At 49.0% G+C, this 15109-nt stretch carries 14 protein-coding genes; 5 read left to right on the forward strand and 9 right to left on the reverse strand.

The window, feature by feature from the left end; genetic code table 11:
- Positions 1 to 28 precede the first annotated feature (28 nt).
- From JQX58_RS13165 to JQX58_RS13190, 6 genes are all read right to left on the reverse strand, one after another.
- Entirely contained in the window at positions 29 to 1135 is a 1107-nt protein-coding gene (locus JQX58_RS13165) for a GGDEF domain-containing protein (protein WP_204147330.1), read from the reverse strand.
- 112 nt (positions 1136 to 1247) lie between these two features.
- Positions 1248 to 2525, reverse strand: a complete 1278-nt coding sequence (locus tag JQX58_RS13170) for a dihydroorotase (protein WP_204147331.1) — start codon at positions 2523 to 2525, stop codon at positions 1248 to 1250.
- A 1-nt stretch (position 2526) separates the two neighbouring features.
- A complete protein-coding gene (locus JQX58_RS13175) occupies positions 2527 to 3528 on the reverse strand; it encodes an aspartate carbamoyltransferase catalytic subunit (RefSeq protein WP_204147332.1) in 1002 nt (333 codons plus the stop codon).
- Positions 3529 to 3716: 188 nt separating this feature from the next.
- A complete protein-coding gene (pyrR, locus tag JQX58_RS13180) occupies positions 3717 to 4214 on the reverse strand; it encodes a bifunctional pyr operon transcriptional regulator/uracil phosphoribosyltransferase PyrR (protein ID WP_204147333.1) in 498 nt (165 codons plus the stop codon).
- A gap of 17 nt (positions 4215 to 4231) precedes the next feature.
- The gene (gene ruvX / locus JQX58_RS13185; RefSeq protein WP_204147334.1) at positions 4232 to 4696 is read right to left on the reverse strand and encodes a Holliday junction resolvase RuvX; all 465 of its coding nucleotides are present in this window, start codon (positions 4694 to 4696) and stop codon (positions 4232 to 4234) included.
- Positions 4696 to 5262, reverse strand: coding sequence for a YqgE/AlgH family protein (locus JQX58_RS13190; RefSeq protein WP_204147335.1), 567 nt, complete (start codon positions 5260 to 5262; stop codon positions 4696 to 4698). The genes ruvX and JQX58_RS13190 overlap by 1 nt, the downstream gene beginning before the upstream one ends.
- A 349-nt stretch (positions 5263 to 5611) precedes the next feature.
- Between JQX58_RS13190 and JQX58_RS13195 the strand changes: the two genes are divergently transcribed.
- The 4 genes from JQX58_RS13195 (at position 5612) to JQX58_RS13210 (ending at position 9025) form a co-directional block, all read left to right on the forward strand.
- Entirely contained in the window at positions 5612 to 6454 is an 843-nt protein-coding gene (locus tag JQX58_RS13195) for an isopenicillin N synthase family dioxygenase (protein ID WP_204147336.1), read from the forward strand.
- Positions 6455 to 6632: 178 nt separating this feature from the next.
- A complete protein-coding gene (gene adhP, locus JQX58_RS13200) occupies positions 6633 to 7643 on the forward strand; it encodes an alcohol dehydrogenase AdhP (RefSeq protein ID WP_204147337.1) in 1011 nt (336 codons plus the stop codon).
- A 51-nt stretch (positions 7644 to 7694) separates the two neighbouring features.
- A complete protein-coding gene (locus JQX58_RS13205; RefSeq protein WP_204147338.1) occupies positions 7695 to 8141 on the forward strand; it encodes a GNAT family N-acetyltransferase in 447 nt (148 codons plus the stop codon).
- Between the two features lie 98 nt (positions 8142 to 8239).
- Positions 8240 to 9025: a transporter substrate-binding domain-containing protein gene (locus tag JQX58_RS13210; protein WP_204147339.1), complete on the forward strand. Its 786-nt coding sequence runs from the start codon at positions 8240 to 8242 to the stop codon at positions 9023 to 9025.
- Between the two features lie 19 nt (positions 9026 to 9044).
- Here the strand turns inward: JQX58_RS13210 and JQX58_RS13215 are convergent, their stop codons facing one another.
- Together JQX58_RS13215 and JQX58_RS13220 are read right to left on the reverse strand one after the other, a co-directional pair.
- Entirely contained in the window at positions 9045 to 11519 is a 2475-nt protein-coding gene (locus tag JQX58_RS13215; protein WP_204147340.1) for a glycogen/starch/alpha-glucan phosphorylase, read from the reverse strand.
- A 174-nt stretch (positions 11520 to 11693) separates the two neighbouring features.
- On the reverse strand, positions 11694 to 12482 hold the full coding sequence (locus JQX58_RS13220; RefSeq protein WP_204147341.1) for a DODA-type extradiol aromatic ring-opening family dioxygenase: 789 nt from the start codon (positions 12480 to 12482) through the stop codon (positions 11694 to 11696).
- 416 nt (positions 12483 to 12898) lie between these two features.
- Between JQX58_RS13220 and JQX58_RS13225 the strand changes: the two genes are divergently transcribed.
- Complete coding sequence (locus JQX58_RS13225) at positions 12899 to 14401, forward strand: alanine/glycine:cation symporter family protein (protein WP_204147342.1); 1503 nt, start codon at positions 12899 to 12901, stop codon at positions 14399 to 14401.
- Positions 14402 to 14485: 84 nt separating this feature from the next.
- Here the strand turns inward: JQX58_RS13225 and JQX58_RS13230 are convergent, their stop codons facing one another.
- Positions 14486 to 15052, reverse strand: a complete 567-nt coding sequence (locus JQX58_RS13230; RefSeq protein ID WP_204147343.1) for an MSMEG_1061 family FMN-dependent PPOX-type flavoprotein — start codon at positions 15050 to 15052, stop codon at positions 14486 to 14488.
- Positions 15053 to 15109: the final 57 nt, after the last annotated feature.

Here is a 15109-nt window from a genome sequence, read left to right on the forward strand (position 1 = left end):
AATCACTCCTCACGGATGGTTATGGGCTTTATTCTTGGTACGCTTCATCAAGATTGCGCACAAATTTACCGTAGTACTCAAGACGATAACCAAGTTTTTCTGTGACCGCCCCAGCGGCCGCTTTGGATGCAAAATACAGACGGTTTTGATCAGTATGTTCTGGGTAAAACGCCACACCAATGCTCACACCATTTGCCAGCAGCGAAACTTCATTTGGATCCGTCTCTTGTAACGCCGTCATGATTTTAGTCGCCACCACTTCAGCATCGTCGAGCTGACCAATGCGCATCGCCATCACGAATTCACGTTCACCAAAGCTAGACAGTAAATCATTGTCTCTGAGTGTGGAGCGCAACGTATCTGACAACAACTTTAACTCCGCAGCTTCCAGCTCATCTTTGACCGTCACTGTCGCAAAAGCCAAACGCAAGAAATAACGACGCGCATCACGCAACATCATGCCTAAGCCATTTTGGAACGCATGAGGTTGCAACAAACCGGTCTGCTCATCCGTATGTTCTTGTAGCTTTTCGTCGGCCGCTCGACGCACCACTAAGGCATTGATCCAGTGGGGCAGTGAGGCCAAAAACTGCTGCACACACCAGTTAAGATAGGACTGCTCGGATTCTGACAATGTCTCGAAAAACAAACACATGGTCAGCCAATCGCCATTTTCGTCGGGCACGCTGACCAGCGCACAATGATCCAAGTTATGCTGTGCCAAAAAACCATGCCAATGATGCCAACTGGCGCGACTACTGATTGCGGATTCATGACCAAATTGACGCGACGGGCTAGCCACAAACGTCATTAAAGATTGCGGCACATGCTCTAAGTGACCCATGGCATCCGCCATATCCGCTTGCCAGTCTTGGTGATTTAAGATGCGCCACCGAGTTTGCTCTTGGTCACACCATAAAAAGCACGGGCGCACCGCTTGAGGAAATAGCTTCCAAGCGCTTTGAACCAGTTGCTCTATATACATAAGTGAATGCGTGCTCTGCGCAATGCAATCCAGCAAACGCGCATCGACTTGACGCAGTTGTAACAGAAACTCACACTGACGCTCAGCTTCAGATTGCTCTAATACTGGCGCAACATTGTTATTTGAATTGAGATGATCGCTGCTATCCATACGTTTGGAAACTCAAAAAATTGATACCCTTGTAATAAAACTGCGCCCCTTGTGGGCGCAGTTGAAACGGTTTCAGTTACTCTATCACAAAGTTGTGACGAGTTTCTCCACCCTAGCTGAGTTGGTAGACACGCTGACCCGAGATATAGGTCTGCAATACTCGACCACTCAATTGCTCACCCGCAAATGCAGAGTTCGAGCCTTTTGACTTACGTGTGCTGGCGTCCCATGTCCAACTCATCGTGCTATCAAAGATGATAAAGTCTGCAAAGCTACCCACTGCTAAGGAGCCGGCTTCTAGGCCAAAGCAAGCGGCAGGACCTTGCGTTAGACAGGTTAACAACTGACCTAATTCAAGATCGCCCTCATCCATTAAGCGCAAAGCCAGCGGCAATAATACTTCGACATTCGCCATCCCAGGTTCGGTCGCGGCAAACGGTGCGATCTTAGCCATTTTTTCGTGCGGCTGGTGGTCTGAACAGATCGCATTAACAACACCCGTTTTCAAGCCTTCGATGAGCGTCAAGCGATCATTTTCTGAGCGTAGTGGCGGTAACACATGATATTGGCCATTAAACTCTTTAAGCACTTCATCGGTCAGCAATAGATTATGCAATGCCACATCACAGGTCACATCTAAGCCTGCAGCTTTAGCATTGGCAATCATCTCAACCGACTTGGCGCAAGATAAACGCGCAAAGTGAGCACGCACGCCACTCTTCTCCACCAGCAGCAAATCACGCATCAGGGCAATGGTTTCCGCCGTTTCTGGAATACCAGCCAAACCGTGCATCGTCGACATCACGCCTTCATGGGCGCAGCCGCCCTGAGATAGGCCGGAATCGTCAGGGTGGAACACCACAAGTAAATCATGGGTTGCAGCGTATTCTAGCGCACGCGATAAGACACGTGTGCTGGCCATATCACGACCTTGATTTGATAAAGCCACACAGCCTGCATCGGTCAGCGCCACCATGTTACTCAGCTGCTCACCTTGCAAACCTTGTGTCAGTGCACCGATCGGAAACACATTCGCCATGCCCGCTTCGTCGGCTTTATCTTGGATCAGCGCCGCTACAGCTGGGGTATCAACAATCGGCTTAGTATCTGGCGGACATACGAGCGTCGTCACGCCACCGGTCACTGCCGCACGACCTTCACTAGCGATGGTGCCTTTTTGCGTAAAGCCAGGCTCACGCAACGCCACGGCCGTATCCACTAATCCTGGTAACACCCATTTGCCGGAGGCATCGATGACTTCGGCATCCTCAAACCCCAGCGGAGCTTCGCCTAGCGCAACAATACGGTGATCTTCCACAAATAGATCTACGATAGCATCGAGGTTTTGGCTCGGGTCGATTACACGACCATTCGTTACACGAAGTTTCATATTACGCTTCACCCTCTGCTGCCGCTTGTTGCTCTTGAACTTGTCCACTCATCGCCATCGACATCACCGCCATGCGCACTGCGATGCCGTTGGTCACCTGATCAAGAATCACCGAATGGTCGCCATCCGCAACTTCTGAGGAAATCTCAACGCCACGGTTAATCGGACCAGGATGCATCACGATTGCATCCGGCTTGGCCCAAGACAGCGACTCTTCAGTAAGGCCGTATAAGCGATAGAATTCGCTTTCACTTGGCAACAGAGCGCCTGCCATACGTTCTTTTTGTAGACGTAACATGACCACCACATCGACATCATCAAGACCTGCTTTTAGGTCATGACAAATCACTGCGCCCATGTCCTGAAAGAAATCTGGTACCAGCGTTTTGGGGCCGACCAAACGAACTTCGTCCACACCTAACGTTTGTAAAGCATGCAATTCAGAACGAGCCACACGCGAGTGTAGGATATCCCCCACGATCGCGACTTTAAGCCCTTCAAATTGACCTTTATGGCGGCGAATGGTCAGCATATCCAACATGGCTTGTGTTGGATGCGCATGACGGCCGTCGCCAGCATTAATAATAGCGACGTTAGGAGTGCAATGTTCGGCGATGAAATGCGGCGCACCGCTGTCTTGGTGGCGCACAACAAACATATCACTTTGCATGGCTTGTAGGTTTTGCAAGGTGTCCAGTAGTGACTCACCTTTAGACGTGGCGGACGTGGCAATATTAAGGTTAATGACGTCTGCTGATAGACGTTTCGCTGCTAGCTCAAACGTCGTGCGTGTGCGGGTAGAATTTTCAAAGAATAGATTAACAACGGTTTTGCCCCGTAATAATGGGACTTTCTTAACAGATTGTTCGCCCATTGACAGGAACGACTCTGCGCGGTCGAGAATCTCTGTCAAAATATCTTTACTCAAGCCATCCAAGGTAAGGAAGTGCTTCAGTTGACCTTGTTCGTTTAACTGTAACGCCCGAGGGTCGGATCGCATCATAGTTTGCTTTCCTCAATCACTATGTATGATAGGAAAATGCCCGATGTAGACATGGCTACATCGGGCATCCGTGGGGCTAGGCAGATGTTATGGCATGCAAAGTCGCCAATCTGCTGTCTCAGCGAACCACTGTATCCAAGCTCTAATTGTCGTATGACTTGTTGAAAAAATAAAGCTTCTAGGGAAATTTAGTCGGTCTCAATCAGCGCTACTTGCAATGGCTCTGGGCCCGTCAGCTTAACACGCTGATTATCCGCCAAGGATAACTGCTCGCCGATGATATCAGCACGGATTGGCAATTCACGTTTATTTAAATCAAATAAGATCGCCAAGGTGATGCTTGCGGGACGGCCGAAGTCAAAAATCTCGTTCATCGCTGCGCGAATGGTACGCCCTGACATCAGCACATCATCAACTAAAATCACATGACGCCCTTCGATAGCCGGTAACTGTGTCTGACCCACAGTTGGGTGCAGTCCCGCTTGGGTAAAATCATCACGGTAAAATGTAATATCCAGTGTTGCTAACGGCTCAGTAGTCGGCACCGCAGCAAAAATCTCATTGGCGACCCAGACACCGCCCGAGTGAATCCCGACAACAATCGGGTCTTCAATCTGATGTTGCTGACAATACTGGGTCACCTGCTGCTTCATCGAAGCCAGCGCTTTTTCTAAATCCAACGTCATCTGTGTGGCTTACCCTTCTATGCGTCGGCTTGGGCAGCAAACCATGATTCTAGGATCATTTGCGCCGCCAAACCGTCGACTGAATTCTCTTTAAAATTGCGATTACCACCTTGTGCAATCACCTGGCCTTTTGCCTCATAAGAAGACAGGCGCTCATCCATCATATGGTAAGGACGGTTGTAACGTCCATGCAGACGTTTGGCAAATTTGCGTGCACGCTGACACATCTCATTTTCGCTGCCATCCATATTAAGAGGTAGGCCGACCACAAAAGCATCTGGCTGCCACTCTTCGACCAAGGCTGCGATGGTATCCCAATTTGGAATGCCTTCATTGGCCTTAAGTGGTGCAAGTGGGCGACCAAGCCCGGTCAGGCTTTGGCCGATGGCGACCCCTATACGTGTGGTTCCAAAATCAAACCCCAATACCGTTTGCACAGTATTGGGGTTTGTCGACGTGTCAGAAGTTGACGGTTGCGTCATTAAGCGTGTCCTATATCCGGCGAAAGTGTACTCATATCTAAACCCAAGACTTTAGTCGCTGCGGTTAACTGCATATCACTGGGCGTATTAAATAATACGTCTAAATCCGCCTCACACACCAGCCAATCATTGTTGGCGATCTCCGCTTCAAGCTGGCCTTCGTCCCAGCCAGCACATCCTAGCGTGATACGAAATTGCTCCGGCCCTTCACCGGCGGCAATGTGTTCCAACATTTCTAACGAGGCAGACAGACACACTTCGTCGGTAACATGTAACGTGTTGCCCCATTGCTTATCGGAGGAGTGCAAAATAAAACCGCGCTCCGACTCCACTGGACCGCCCACATAAATAGGCTCTGAGGTTAATTTAGGCGCCTCTATTTTCATACCCAGATGCTCAGCTAAGTCCGCAAAATCAATACTTGATGGGCGGTTGATAATGACGCCCATGGCTCCTGATTCAGCGTGTTCGCAAATATAAACCACGGTATGTTCAAAATTTGGATCGTTTAGGTGTGGCATAGAAATCAAAAAGTGGTTCTTTAACGATTGCACTGTATTCGTCATAAAATCGCCCTCTATTTGAGATCGACGCTAGAGCTCGCGTCAGTCTTCCTCGATCAGTATGTGTACGCTCAAATTAGTTCTTCTATCGAGGACCATATTTGCCAGTATAGGACACGCTTGGCATTTGCCCAGCCAACGGCGCATATTTTCTGAATTTCACTTCAATTTGCAAGAAATGCTGTTAAACTCTTGAAAAATAGACCATTTGGTTAAGTTTCTTTTTGTTTATTGCAAACTTTGCTACGTACCCAAGCGAAGAAACGCGCCAACCTGCTCTGGATAAGAACAAAATTCTACAATTTGGTAGGCATGCGCGATGCCGCCTAAATAACGTAATGGGGACAAATTCATGACCTTACAAGCGGTAGACTATCAAGCGCCGGATGCAGCGCAGGCTTTTGTGCAATCTCTGCGCGACACGGGCTTCGGCGTTCTCAAGAATCACCCGATAGAACAAGCCTTGGTGCAGCAAATCTACCAGCATGGCCAAGCGTTCTTTGCCGGCGAAGATAAGCAAGCCTACCTCTACAATGTCGGCACTCAGGACGGTTTTTTCCCTGCACAAGTCTCCGAAACGGCCAAGGGTCACCAACATAAAGACCTTAAAGAATACTTTCACTATTACCCTTGGGGGCAATGCCCAGACAGTTTGCGCCCGCTATTACAGCAGTACTACGAAGCAGCCAATCAACTCGCCGTAGAGCTACTTGGCTGGATCGAACACTACACGCCCCAAGACATTGCCGCACATTACCGTGAGCCGCTGAGTGCAATGATCGAACACAGTGACCAAACCTTATTGCGCTTGCTGCATTATCCAGCACTAAAAGGTGATGAAGAGTTAGGCGCCATTCGTGCTGGCGCTCATGAAGATATCAATCTGATTACGATTTTGCCTGCCGCCAACGAGCCTGGGCTGCAAGTCAAACTCAAAGATGGTCGCTGGCAAGATGTGCCATGCGATTTTGGCAATCTGATCGTCAATATTGGCGACATGCTACAAGAAGCCTCGGCAGGCTACTTCCCTTCGACATCGCATCGCGTCATTAATCCTGAGGGCACCGACAAAACCAAAGCGCGCATCTCGTTGCCGTTGTTCTTACATCCGCGTCCAGAGGTCGTGTTATCCGAGCGTCATACCGCAGGCTCTTATTTGCACGAACGGCTGGTCGAGTTAGGCGTACTCAAGTAACCCCGATGCGCTAGGGATGGTTTTGCGCATCCAAGTCATACTAGATAAGTAAATTGGACACAGGGACAACTTTTCTGGACTGGCAAGCAAGCTTTTTACCAGCATTCCCCTAAAGTCTTTAGACCAGTTGAGAATATTTCTTAATAACTGGGCTAAAACAATAAAGAGGGAGTTTACTATGAAAGCTGCTGTTGCAAACAAATTTGGCGACATCTTAAAAATCGAAGACGTCGCCAAACCGAGCATCGAGCCCCATCAGATTTTGGTCAAAATTCATGCCTGTGGCGTCTGTCACACCGACCTGCACGCGTGCCATGGTGATTGGCCGGTTAAACCCACATTGCCCTTAATTCCTGGCCACGAAGGTGTTGGCGAAATCGTCGAAGTCGGTAGTGCCGTAACACACTTAAACCTTGGTGATCGTGTCGGCATTCCATGGCTGTATAGCGCCTGTGGCCATTGTGAATATTGCTTAGCAGGCAAAGAGAGTCTGTGTATGTCTCAAGAAAACGCTGGTTACTCAGTGGCTGGCGGTTACGCTGAGTATTGCGCAGCACACGCCGATTACGTGGTGAAAGTGCCAGAAGGTCTTAACTACGTCGATGCGGCGCCTTTATTCTGTGCCGGTGTCACCACCTATAAAGCGTTAAAAGTATCCGAAGCCAAACCTGGTCAATGGGTTGCAATCTTTGGTGTCGGCGGCTTAGGCCACTTAGCCGTGCAATACGCCGTGGCGATGGGCCTACGTGTGGCGGCCGTGGATACAGGTGCTGCTAAACGCGACCTTGCGTTGTCATTGGGCGCCGAATGCTTCTTTGATTTCAAAACCGACAATGTTGTCGAAGACATTCGTGAAACCACGGGTGGCGTTCATGGCAGTGTCTGTACCGCGGTCAGCAAAGCTGGCTTCCGCCAAAGCTATGATGTGGTACGCCGTGGTGGCAAATGTGTGTTGGTAGGTCTACCTCCAGAAGACATGCCGCTACCGATCTTTGACACAGTGCTCAATGGTGTCAGCGTCGTCGGTTCGATCGTCGGTACCCGTAAGGACTTAGAAGAGTGCCTAGAATTTGCTGCGCGCGGCAAAGTCAAAGCCATCATCAAAGAGAAAAAACTCGACGACATTAACGACATTTTTGCCGATATGGAAAAAGGCGAAATTACTGGACGTATCGTCATGTCACTTTAATATAGATCCTTTACAACGAAGTGCACTCTGCACTTCGTTTTAGGAGGATCTATGCCGATCAGGGAAATGACCACCGACGATCTGACGCGTGTCAGTCAAATCTGTTACGACGCTTTTAATCACAGCGTCGCCAATACGGTACTCGCTGAGGGCCGTGATAATTTTTATCACATTACCGCTCCAGATACGCTTGCCAAACTGATCGCTGAGTCCAGCAACACTGCGCTCGTTTACGAACAAGATCAACAGCTACTGGGCATACTATTACTCAAACAAGGCCGCCACTTATCCTTGCTGTTTGTCGACCCCAAGGTTCAAGGCCAAGGCATTGGCAAAGCACTCATCCACGCCATGCTCCCCTACTGCAGCGACACCTCCGTCACAGTGCGAGCTTCTCTGCCTTCGGTGAAGGCTTATCAGCATTACGGCTTTGTCTGCACAGGCGTTGAGAACATCGAGTCAGGGCTGACTTATCAGCCGATGGAACGCCTTATTTAGAGCAAATAAATAGCACACAAACTCCTTATTGTGTGTTATATTGCGCACCAATATGAACATTATATGCACTATCTGAGTGTGATTTAGGTTTCTTAACTGTGGAAAACAGTCATTTTGGAGGCGGTGTGCGCGCTCACCCATTCATTCGAACGACCCTTCTATCATTAACACTTTTGTTAAGTTGCTTTGCTTGGTCGCAAAGCGAAGCGGTGACGCTGTACGCAGTGGATTACCCGCCTTACCTAATTGTGTCTGAAGATGAGCAGAGCCAAGAAGTGTCAGGAATGGATGCCGAGATCATTCGTGCCGCCTTTGCTGCGGTAGATGTGGATGTGCATTACCAAGTGCAGGCTTGGGATTCTATCCTCACGGGCATGGAGCATGGCCAATTGCTTGGCACAGCCTCGTGCATGCGTCGCCCTGAGCGCTTGCCATATATGTTTTACAGCGATGAAATCAGCACCACGAGCCAAGTCTTTATTAGTCGCCGTGAGCTTGAGATTTCACCAGTACAAACCTTAGAGCAGTTACAAACCTACAATATTGTTTCAGTAGCGAATTGGGCGCCACAAAAGCTTATGGAGCAACTGGGTATCCGTCATCAAGTCGCCGCGTCCTTAGACGAGGCACTGTTGAAAATTGAGGATGGCAGCGCGGACTTGTTGTACATTGCCGAATACCCAGCCCTAGCACAAGCCAAAAAGCTGGGCATTCACGACCATATCAAAGCGACGCCACTGGCTTCGCAACCGCTGAACACCCAGCATTTGTGTGTCAGCCGTCAATACCCGCATGCTCGTACCGTGGTCGACCAGTTCAACCTTGGTCTGCGTGAAATCAAACGCAACGGCACTTATCAAGCCATCCGTAACCGCTACCTATAATATCCCCAAGCCATGTGCATTACACATGGCTTGGCGGTAACTGCCAAATCTCGTCGGCGTATTCTTGAATGGTACGATCAGAGGAGAACTTCGCCATCCGCGCCGTATTCAAAATCGCCATTTTGGCCCAGCGTGCAGAGTCTTTATACGCCTCATCCACACGCTCTTGGCACTCTACATAGGCACGATAATCCGCCAACGCTTTAAATTGATCGCCATGCTCTAGTAAGGCGCGACGAATATCATCAAACGCATGCGGATCTTGCGGACTAAAGTAGCCCGAGCATAACCACTCAATGGCATTTCTTAGCTCGTCATCTTGATGGTAGTACTGGTATGGGTCATAGCCCTGCTGATCTAGCGCTTCGACTTCATCCACATTCAAACCAAAGATAAAGATGTTGTCATCGCCAACCTCTTCTTTGATCTCAACATTGGCGCCATCAAGCGTACCGATCGTCAAGGCACCATTGAGCGCAAGCTTCATATTACCGGTACCCGAGGCCTCTTTGCCCGCCGTCGAAATCTGCTCCGACACGTCTGCAGCAGGGATAATACTCGCCGCCAAGGACACGCGATAATTCGGCAAAAACACCACCTTAAGCTTGTCTTTGATACGTACATCTTGGTTGATCGCGGCAGCGACGCAGTTGATGGCATAAATAATGGTCTTGGCCAGTGCATACCCAGGCGCAGCTTTAGCACCAAAAATAAACACCCGCGGTGCAATGTCTAAATCCGGCTCATTCAATAGTCGATGGTAGAGCGTCAAAATGTTCAGCAAACTTAAGTGCTGGCGCTTGTACTCGTGCAAGCGCTTAATCTGCACATCAAAGATCGCACTAGGATTTACGTCTACCCCGCATTCGTTGGCAATCACTTGGGCCAAGCGCTGCTTATTGTCGTGTTTGACCTGCATAAACGCTCGCTGAAAGTCTGGATCCTCGGCGTACTGCTCAATATGACGCAAACGCTCTAGATTTTTTGGCCAATCAGACTCCACGCCATATTTAGCAAACAGATCAGCAAGGCCTGGATTACAGTTCAGCAACCAGCGCCTTGGAGTAATGCCGTTGGTTTTATTGGTAAATTTGTCTGGGTAAAATTCATTAAAAGTGGCAAACAGCGAACGTTTAAGAAGCTGAGAATGCAGCGCGGCGACACCATTCACCTTATGACTGGCGACCACTGCCAAGTGCGCCATACGCACCATTTTGTGCGCGCCCTCTTGGATCAGCGATAGGCTCATTTTAATGTCATCCCGTCCCGGCCAGCGCTCTTCTACCTGCGCCAAAAAGCGCTGATTGATTTCGTAGATGATTTGCAAATGACGCGGCAGCACCTTGTGCATCAAGGCGACACTCCAAGTCTCTAGCGCCTCTGGCAATAAAGTGTGGTTAGTGTAAGCGAAGATTTGATTCACCAAAGACCACGCTTGATCCCAATGCATGCGCTTGTCATCCACCAAAATACGCATCAACTCCACCACCGCAATCGCAGGGTGAGTGTCGTTAAGCTGGATCGCTGCCTGATCAGCCAGCTTCGACCAATCCTGACCATTATTGCGCTCAAAGCGGCGTAAAATATCCGCCAGCGAACAGGCGACAAAAAAGTACTGCTGGATCAGGCGCAGCTCTTTACCGTTTTCATTTTTGTCATTTGGATACAAGACCTTAGAAATGGTTTCGCCAATGGCTTTGGAGCGCACCGCTTCAACATAATCGCCATTGTTAAACTCATCCAGATCAAAGTCTTCGGTCGAACGTGACGACCACAAGCGCAAGAAGTTGACCGTCTTGGTGTCATAGCCAGCCACGGGAATATCATGGGGAATGCCCAGCACACTTTTGGTATCCACCCAGCGCGGATGGTAATTGCCAAAGCTATCGAAAGCCTCTTCCACGCGCCCATAAAACTGCACCGTCTGCGCGTATTCAGGACGCACTAACTCCCAAGGGGTACCGTAGTTGATCCAAGTATCGGGGTGCTCTACTTGCTGGCCGTTTAGAAACTCTTGTTTAAACAAGCCAAATTCATAATAGATGCCATAACCTACTGCTGGCAGATCTAACGTCGCCAATGAATCTAAGAAACACGCGGCCAGTCGACCTAAACCACCGTTGCCCAAGCCCATATCCATTTCTACATCACAGATAGCCTGCCAATCTTGGCCAAGCTCTTCGAGGGCTTGTTTGGCTTCATCATAGACACGCACATTGTGTACGTTATTGATCAACATCCGCCCCATCAGGTATTCCATCGATAGGTAATACACACGGCGCACATTGTCTTGATTATGGCGTTCTTGGGTCGCCACCATATCGTCGATGATGCGATCTCGCACCGCGAGGGATAAACACAGCCACCAATCACGCTTAGTCGCCTGCTCAGAACGCAGCGCTAAGGTATAACGCATGTGGTAAAGAATGTTTTGCTTAAACTCCTGACACGAAGCGATTACCTGATCCGAAAGTTGTTGTGATGCGTCAGCCATGCCTATCGTCCTCTGAAAATGGGGGTCTATCATCAATATAGCGTCTCTATGTTGCAACGCCATGTCGTTGGCTGTCTAGCGTACAATGGGGAGCAATGGTGCGTTGTTTGGACAAAAAAAAGCCAGCCCCAAACGAGGCTGGCAAAAGGGAAGGAACCGATGAAAAAAACTGCGCTACCAAATAAAGTGACGTGCTTCGACTCCAAGCGCAGTAAATGGAATCGAACGCCCTTGGGATTGGGCGATGGCATGACACACAATTAACGGAATCAGATGCTCTTCACGTGGGTGACAAAAACGTCCACCCTCGACTTTGCTCCACTCAGACCAGCGCTGCTGCGCCTGCTCAGGCTTGATGTCGACCGCGGTGACCGTCTCATCAAGCCAGCTTTGGAACGCATGTACATCGTGATTTATTTGTTCGGTTTTCGGCGCAAAAAAGGTACGCATATTGTGGAAACTAAAGCCTGACCCGATCACCAGCGCATCTTCTGGTAAGACCTTGGCTAGCTGCTCTCCAAGCTGCCAGTGCTGACGTGGATCCAGCGAGCTCGCCAAAGAAATCTGCAACACTGGAATATCCGCCTCTGGGTACATCAACATCAGCGGAATAAACATACCATGGTCAAACCCACGGCTGGCATTAGCCTTGATCGCAACGCCAGCAGCATTGAGCTGCTCAGCCATCCGTTGCGCCAGCTCAGGTGCGCCTGGCGCTGGGTATTGCAACTGATACGACTCTTCAGGAAAACCATAATAGTCGTAAATCAGCTCAGGTTTTGCAGCACTGGTGATTTCAAATGACGCGGTTTCCCAGTGAGCACTGAGCACGACAATCACTGATGGCTGCTTAGGTAGCGCCTGAGTTAGATCTTGTAAGGTTGATACCAGCTCTTGGTGTCCGGGATCACCTAACACCGGCATTGGGCCACCACCATGGGAAACAAATGCAACAGAAGACATACACACTCCTTAAACAGGTCAAAGCGCTTGGCTTAATCAATGGCTCACATATTAGACCCAGCAAGGAGCGCAATAAATACACAAAACAAAAACTATTTATTCACAAAAAAGAAATAATTTAATAATTATCCCTCGCTAAAGCTGCCTCAAAAGCATCTGCTTTATCTCAATATAACGTCAAATAGTGCTATTAGAGCATCAACTAGCATCCGAATAAGACAATTAGCTAAATGTTTTTCCCTTCTCTGCTGTGTTAGATTCGGTAGTCTGATTTACACAAGTCGTACGCATTGTGTGATTAAGTTTGCACAATTTAACGCTACAGCGGCTGAAATCTTCTGAGTCATGCCAATGACTCGCCATTTTAGAAAAATAATCCTTCGTTCAACGAGCGGATATCACTGGAGAACTTTTTTATGCAAGCATTCATTGATTTCCTCAATGGAGTCATCTGGAGCCCTGCATTGATTTATCTTTGCTTAGGCGCCGGCCTGTTCTACTCAATTTTGACCCGTTTTGCACAAGTACGACACTTCAAAGAAATGTGGTCCTTGCTGTTTAACTCAACGCCATCTGAAAAAGGTATTTCATCGTTCCAAGCCTTAGCAGTATCTCTTTCAGGTCGTGTCGGTACTGGTAACATCGCAGGGGTTGCTGCGGCGATCGGTTTCGGTGGCCCAGGCGCGGTATTTTGGATGTGGGTGGTGGCGTTCTTAGGCGCAAGTACCGCTTACGCAGAATCCACACTCGGTCAGATCTACAAGGTTAACGACAACGGTCAGTACCGTGGTGGTCCTGCGTATTACTTCGAGAAAGGCCTACGCCTTAAGTGGTTAGGGGTATTGTTTGCTCTAGCTTCAATCATCGCATGTGGTGTGTTCTTACCTGGCATTCAAGCCAACTCAGTGGGCAACGCTGTGGCACAAGTATTTGGCCCAGGCGAGATCATTGCGACATCATTTGGTGAAGTGGGTACCACTAAACTGGTGGCCCTAGCGGTTATCCTAGTGGTATTGGCATTCATCATCTTTGGTGGTATCAAGCGTATTGCCAACTTCACACAGATCATCGTGCCATTTATGGCGATGGGCTACATCGTGATGGCATTGATCGTTGTTTTCCTAAACGTTGATCAAGTACCTGGCATTTTCGCCATGATCATCTCTGATGCGTTTAGCGCTCAGGCAGGCTTTGGTGCCGCGATCGGCTGGGGTGTAAAACGTGGTGTTTACTCTAACGAAGCTGGCCAAGGTACTGGCCCGCACGCTGCCGCTGCTGCAGAAGTTAAACACCCTTCACAGCAAGGTTTGGTGCAAGCGTTCTCGGTCTACGTTGATACTCTATTCGTATGTACCGCAACAGCCTTGATGATCCTGATCACACAGCAGTACAACGTACAAGGCACGCTACCAGATGGTCAATTCATCACACAAAACGTTCCTGCGGATGTGATCATCGCCTCACCTGCATTCACGCAGATGGCTCTGCAAAGCATCTTTGGTGACTTCGGCTCTGCGTTTGTCGGCATTGCGTTGTTCTTCTTCGCCTTCACCACCATCTTGGCTTACTACTACATTGCTGAGACCAACGTCGCCTACTTGCGTCGTGCGTTGAAGCTAAACGTACCGCTAACCCTAGTGAAACTATTGATCATGTTTATGGTGGCTTACGGCACCGTCAACACAGCTGGTTACATCTGGAACCTAGGTGACGTGGGTGTAGGCTTGATGGCTTGGTTAAACATCGTCGGCATCCTAGCGATCTTCTTCATGGCACGCCCAACCATGCGTGCGCTAAAAGATTACGAAGATCAAAAAGCCGCTGGTGTCGAAGAATACACCTTCGACCCGAAAGCCCTTGGCATTAAAGGCGCAGACTTCTGGGAAAAGCGCCTAGAAGAGCAGCAAAAGAATAAATAAGGCGACATTTTCGTCTTATAAAAAGGCCGCTTAGGGAAACCTAAGCGGCCTTTCTTTTACTGGGCAAAAAGTGCTTAACGTACTCTATTCTAATGAATCCAAGCCCAGCTGATCCTGTACGATTTGCCCTAATGACGGCAAAATATCACGTGAGGTAAAGTGCTCACTGTCCCAAATATGACTGACTAGCATGGCTTTAGGGCAATGGAAAAACAGCTCACTGATGGCAATCTTAACCACCAGCTTCGGACGTTTTTTGCCCTCTAAGCAGCGCTCGATCAAATCTTCATCATCGTGCAAACTAGCACGGCCTTTCACACGCAACACTTCGTTAATGCCCGGGATGATAAACAGAATACTGATTTCTGGGTTATGTAAGAGGTTGTGCAAGGTATCCAAACGATTATTACCTGCATGATCGCCAAACACTATGTGCTCGTTGTCCAATACCTGTACAAATCCTGCCGGGCCACCACGCGGCGAGATATCCATCTTACCTTGAGCCGTTTGCGTCGATAGGACGATGAAGGAACTGTGCTGGATAAACGTCTGTGAATGGGGCTCTAATGCGCTAATAGCCTTCTGCGCCACAATCGGATGCGGCGCTTTATACAAAGCTTCTAACTGGTCAAGGGTGGTAATCTGCGCCATAAAATTCTCTCGTAGCGATTCTCTTTTGTAGTTGAGAATCATTAGTTTTACAGCACA

This window comes from Marinomonas ostreistagni, assembly GCF_016888445.1.
Classification (GTDB): Bacteria; Pseudomonadota; Gammaproteobacteria; order Pseudomonadales; family Marinomonadaceae; genus Marinomonas; species Marinomonas ostreistagni.

Bases quoted from the DNA above. Each gene is read 5' to 3' on its own strand.
- JQX58_RS13205 (WP_204147338.1), top strand. From the start codon at position 7,695: ATGCCGATCAGGGAAATGACCACCGACGATCTGACGCGTGTCAGTCAA.
- JQX58_RS13225 (WP_204147342.1), top strand. From the start codon at position 12,899: ATGCAAGCATTCATTGATTTCCTCAATGGAGTCATCTGGAGCCCTGCA.
- JQX58_RS13165 (WP_204147330.1), bottom strand. From the start codon at position 1,135: ATGGATAGCAGCGATCATCTCAATTCAAATAACAATGTTGCGCCAGTA.
- adhP (WP_204147337.1), top strand. From the start codon at position 6,633: ATGAAAGCTGCTGTTGCAAACAAATTTGGCGACATCTTAAAAATCGAA.
- JQX58_RS13220 (WP_204147341.1), bottom strand. From the start codon at position 12,482: ATGTCTTCTGTTGCATTTGTTTCCCATGGTGGTGGCCCAATGCCGGTG.
- pyrR (WP_204147333.1), bottom strand. From the start codon at position 4,214: ATGACGTTGGATTTAGAAAAAGCGCTGGCTTCGATGAAGCAGCAGGTG.
- JQX58_RS13215 (WP_204147340.1), bottom strand. From the start codon at position 11,519: ATGGCTGACGCATCACAACAACTTTCGGATCAGGTAATCGCTTCGTGT.
- ruvX (WP_204147334.1), bottom strand. From the start codon at position 4,696: ATGACGCAACCGTCAACTTCTGACACGTCGACAAACCCCAATACTGTG.
- JQX58_RS13190 (WP_204147335.1), bottom strand. From the start codon at position 5,262: ATGACGAATACAGTGCAATCGTTAAAGAACCACTTTTTGATTTCTATG.
- JQX58_RS13195 (WP_204147336.1), top strand. From the start codon at position 5,612: ATGACCTTACAAGCGGTAGACTATCAAGCGCCGGATGCAGCGCAGGCT.
- JQX58_RS13170 (WP_204147331.1), bottom strand. From the start codon at position 2,525: ATGAAACTTCGTGTAACGAATGGTCGTGTAATCGACCCGAGCCAAAAC.
- JQX58_RS13230 (WP_204147343.1), bottom strand. From the start codon at position 15,052: ATGGCGCAGATTACCACCCTTGACCAGTTAGAAGCTTTGTATAAAGCG.
- JQX58_RS13175 (WP_204147332.1), bottom strand. From the start codon at position 3,528: ATGATGCGATCCGACCCTCGGGCGTTACAGTTAAACGAACAAGGTCAA.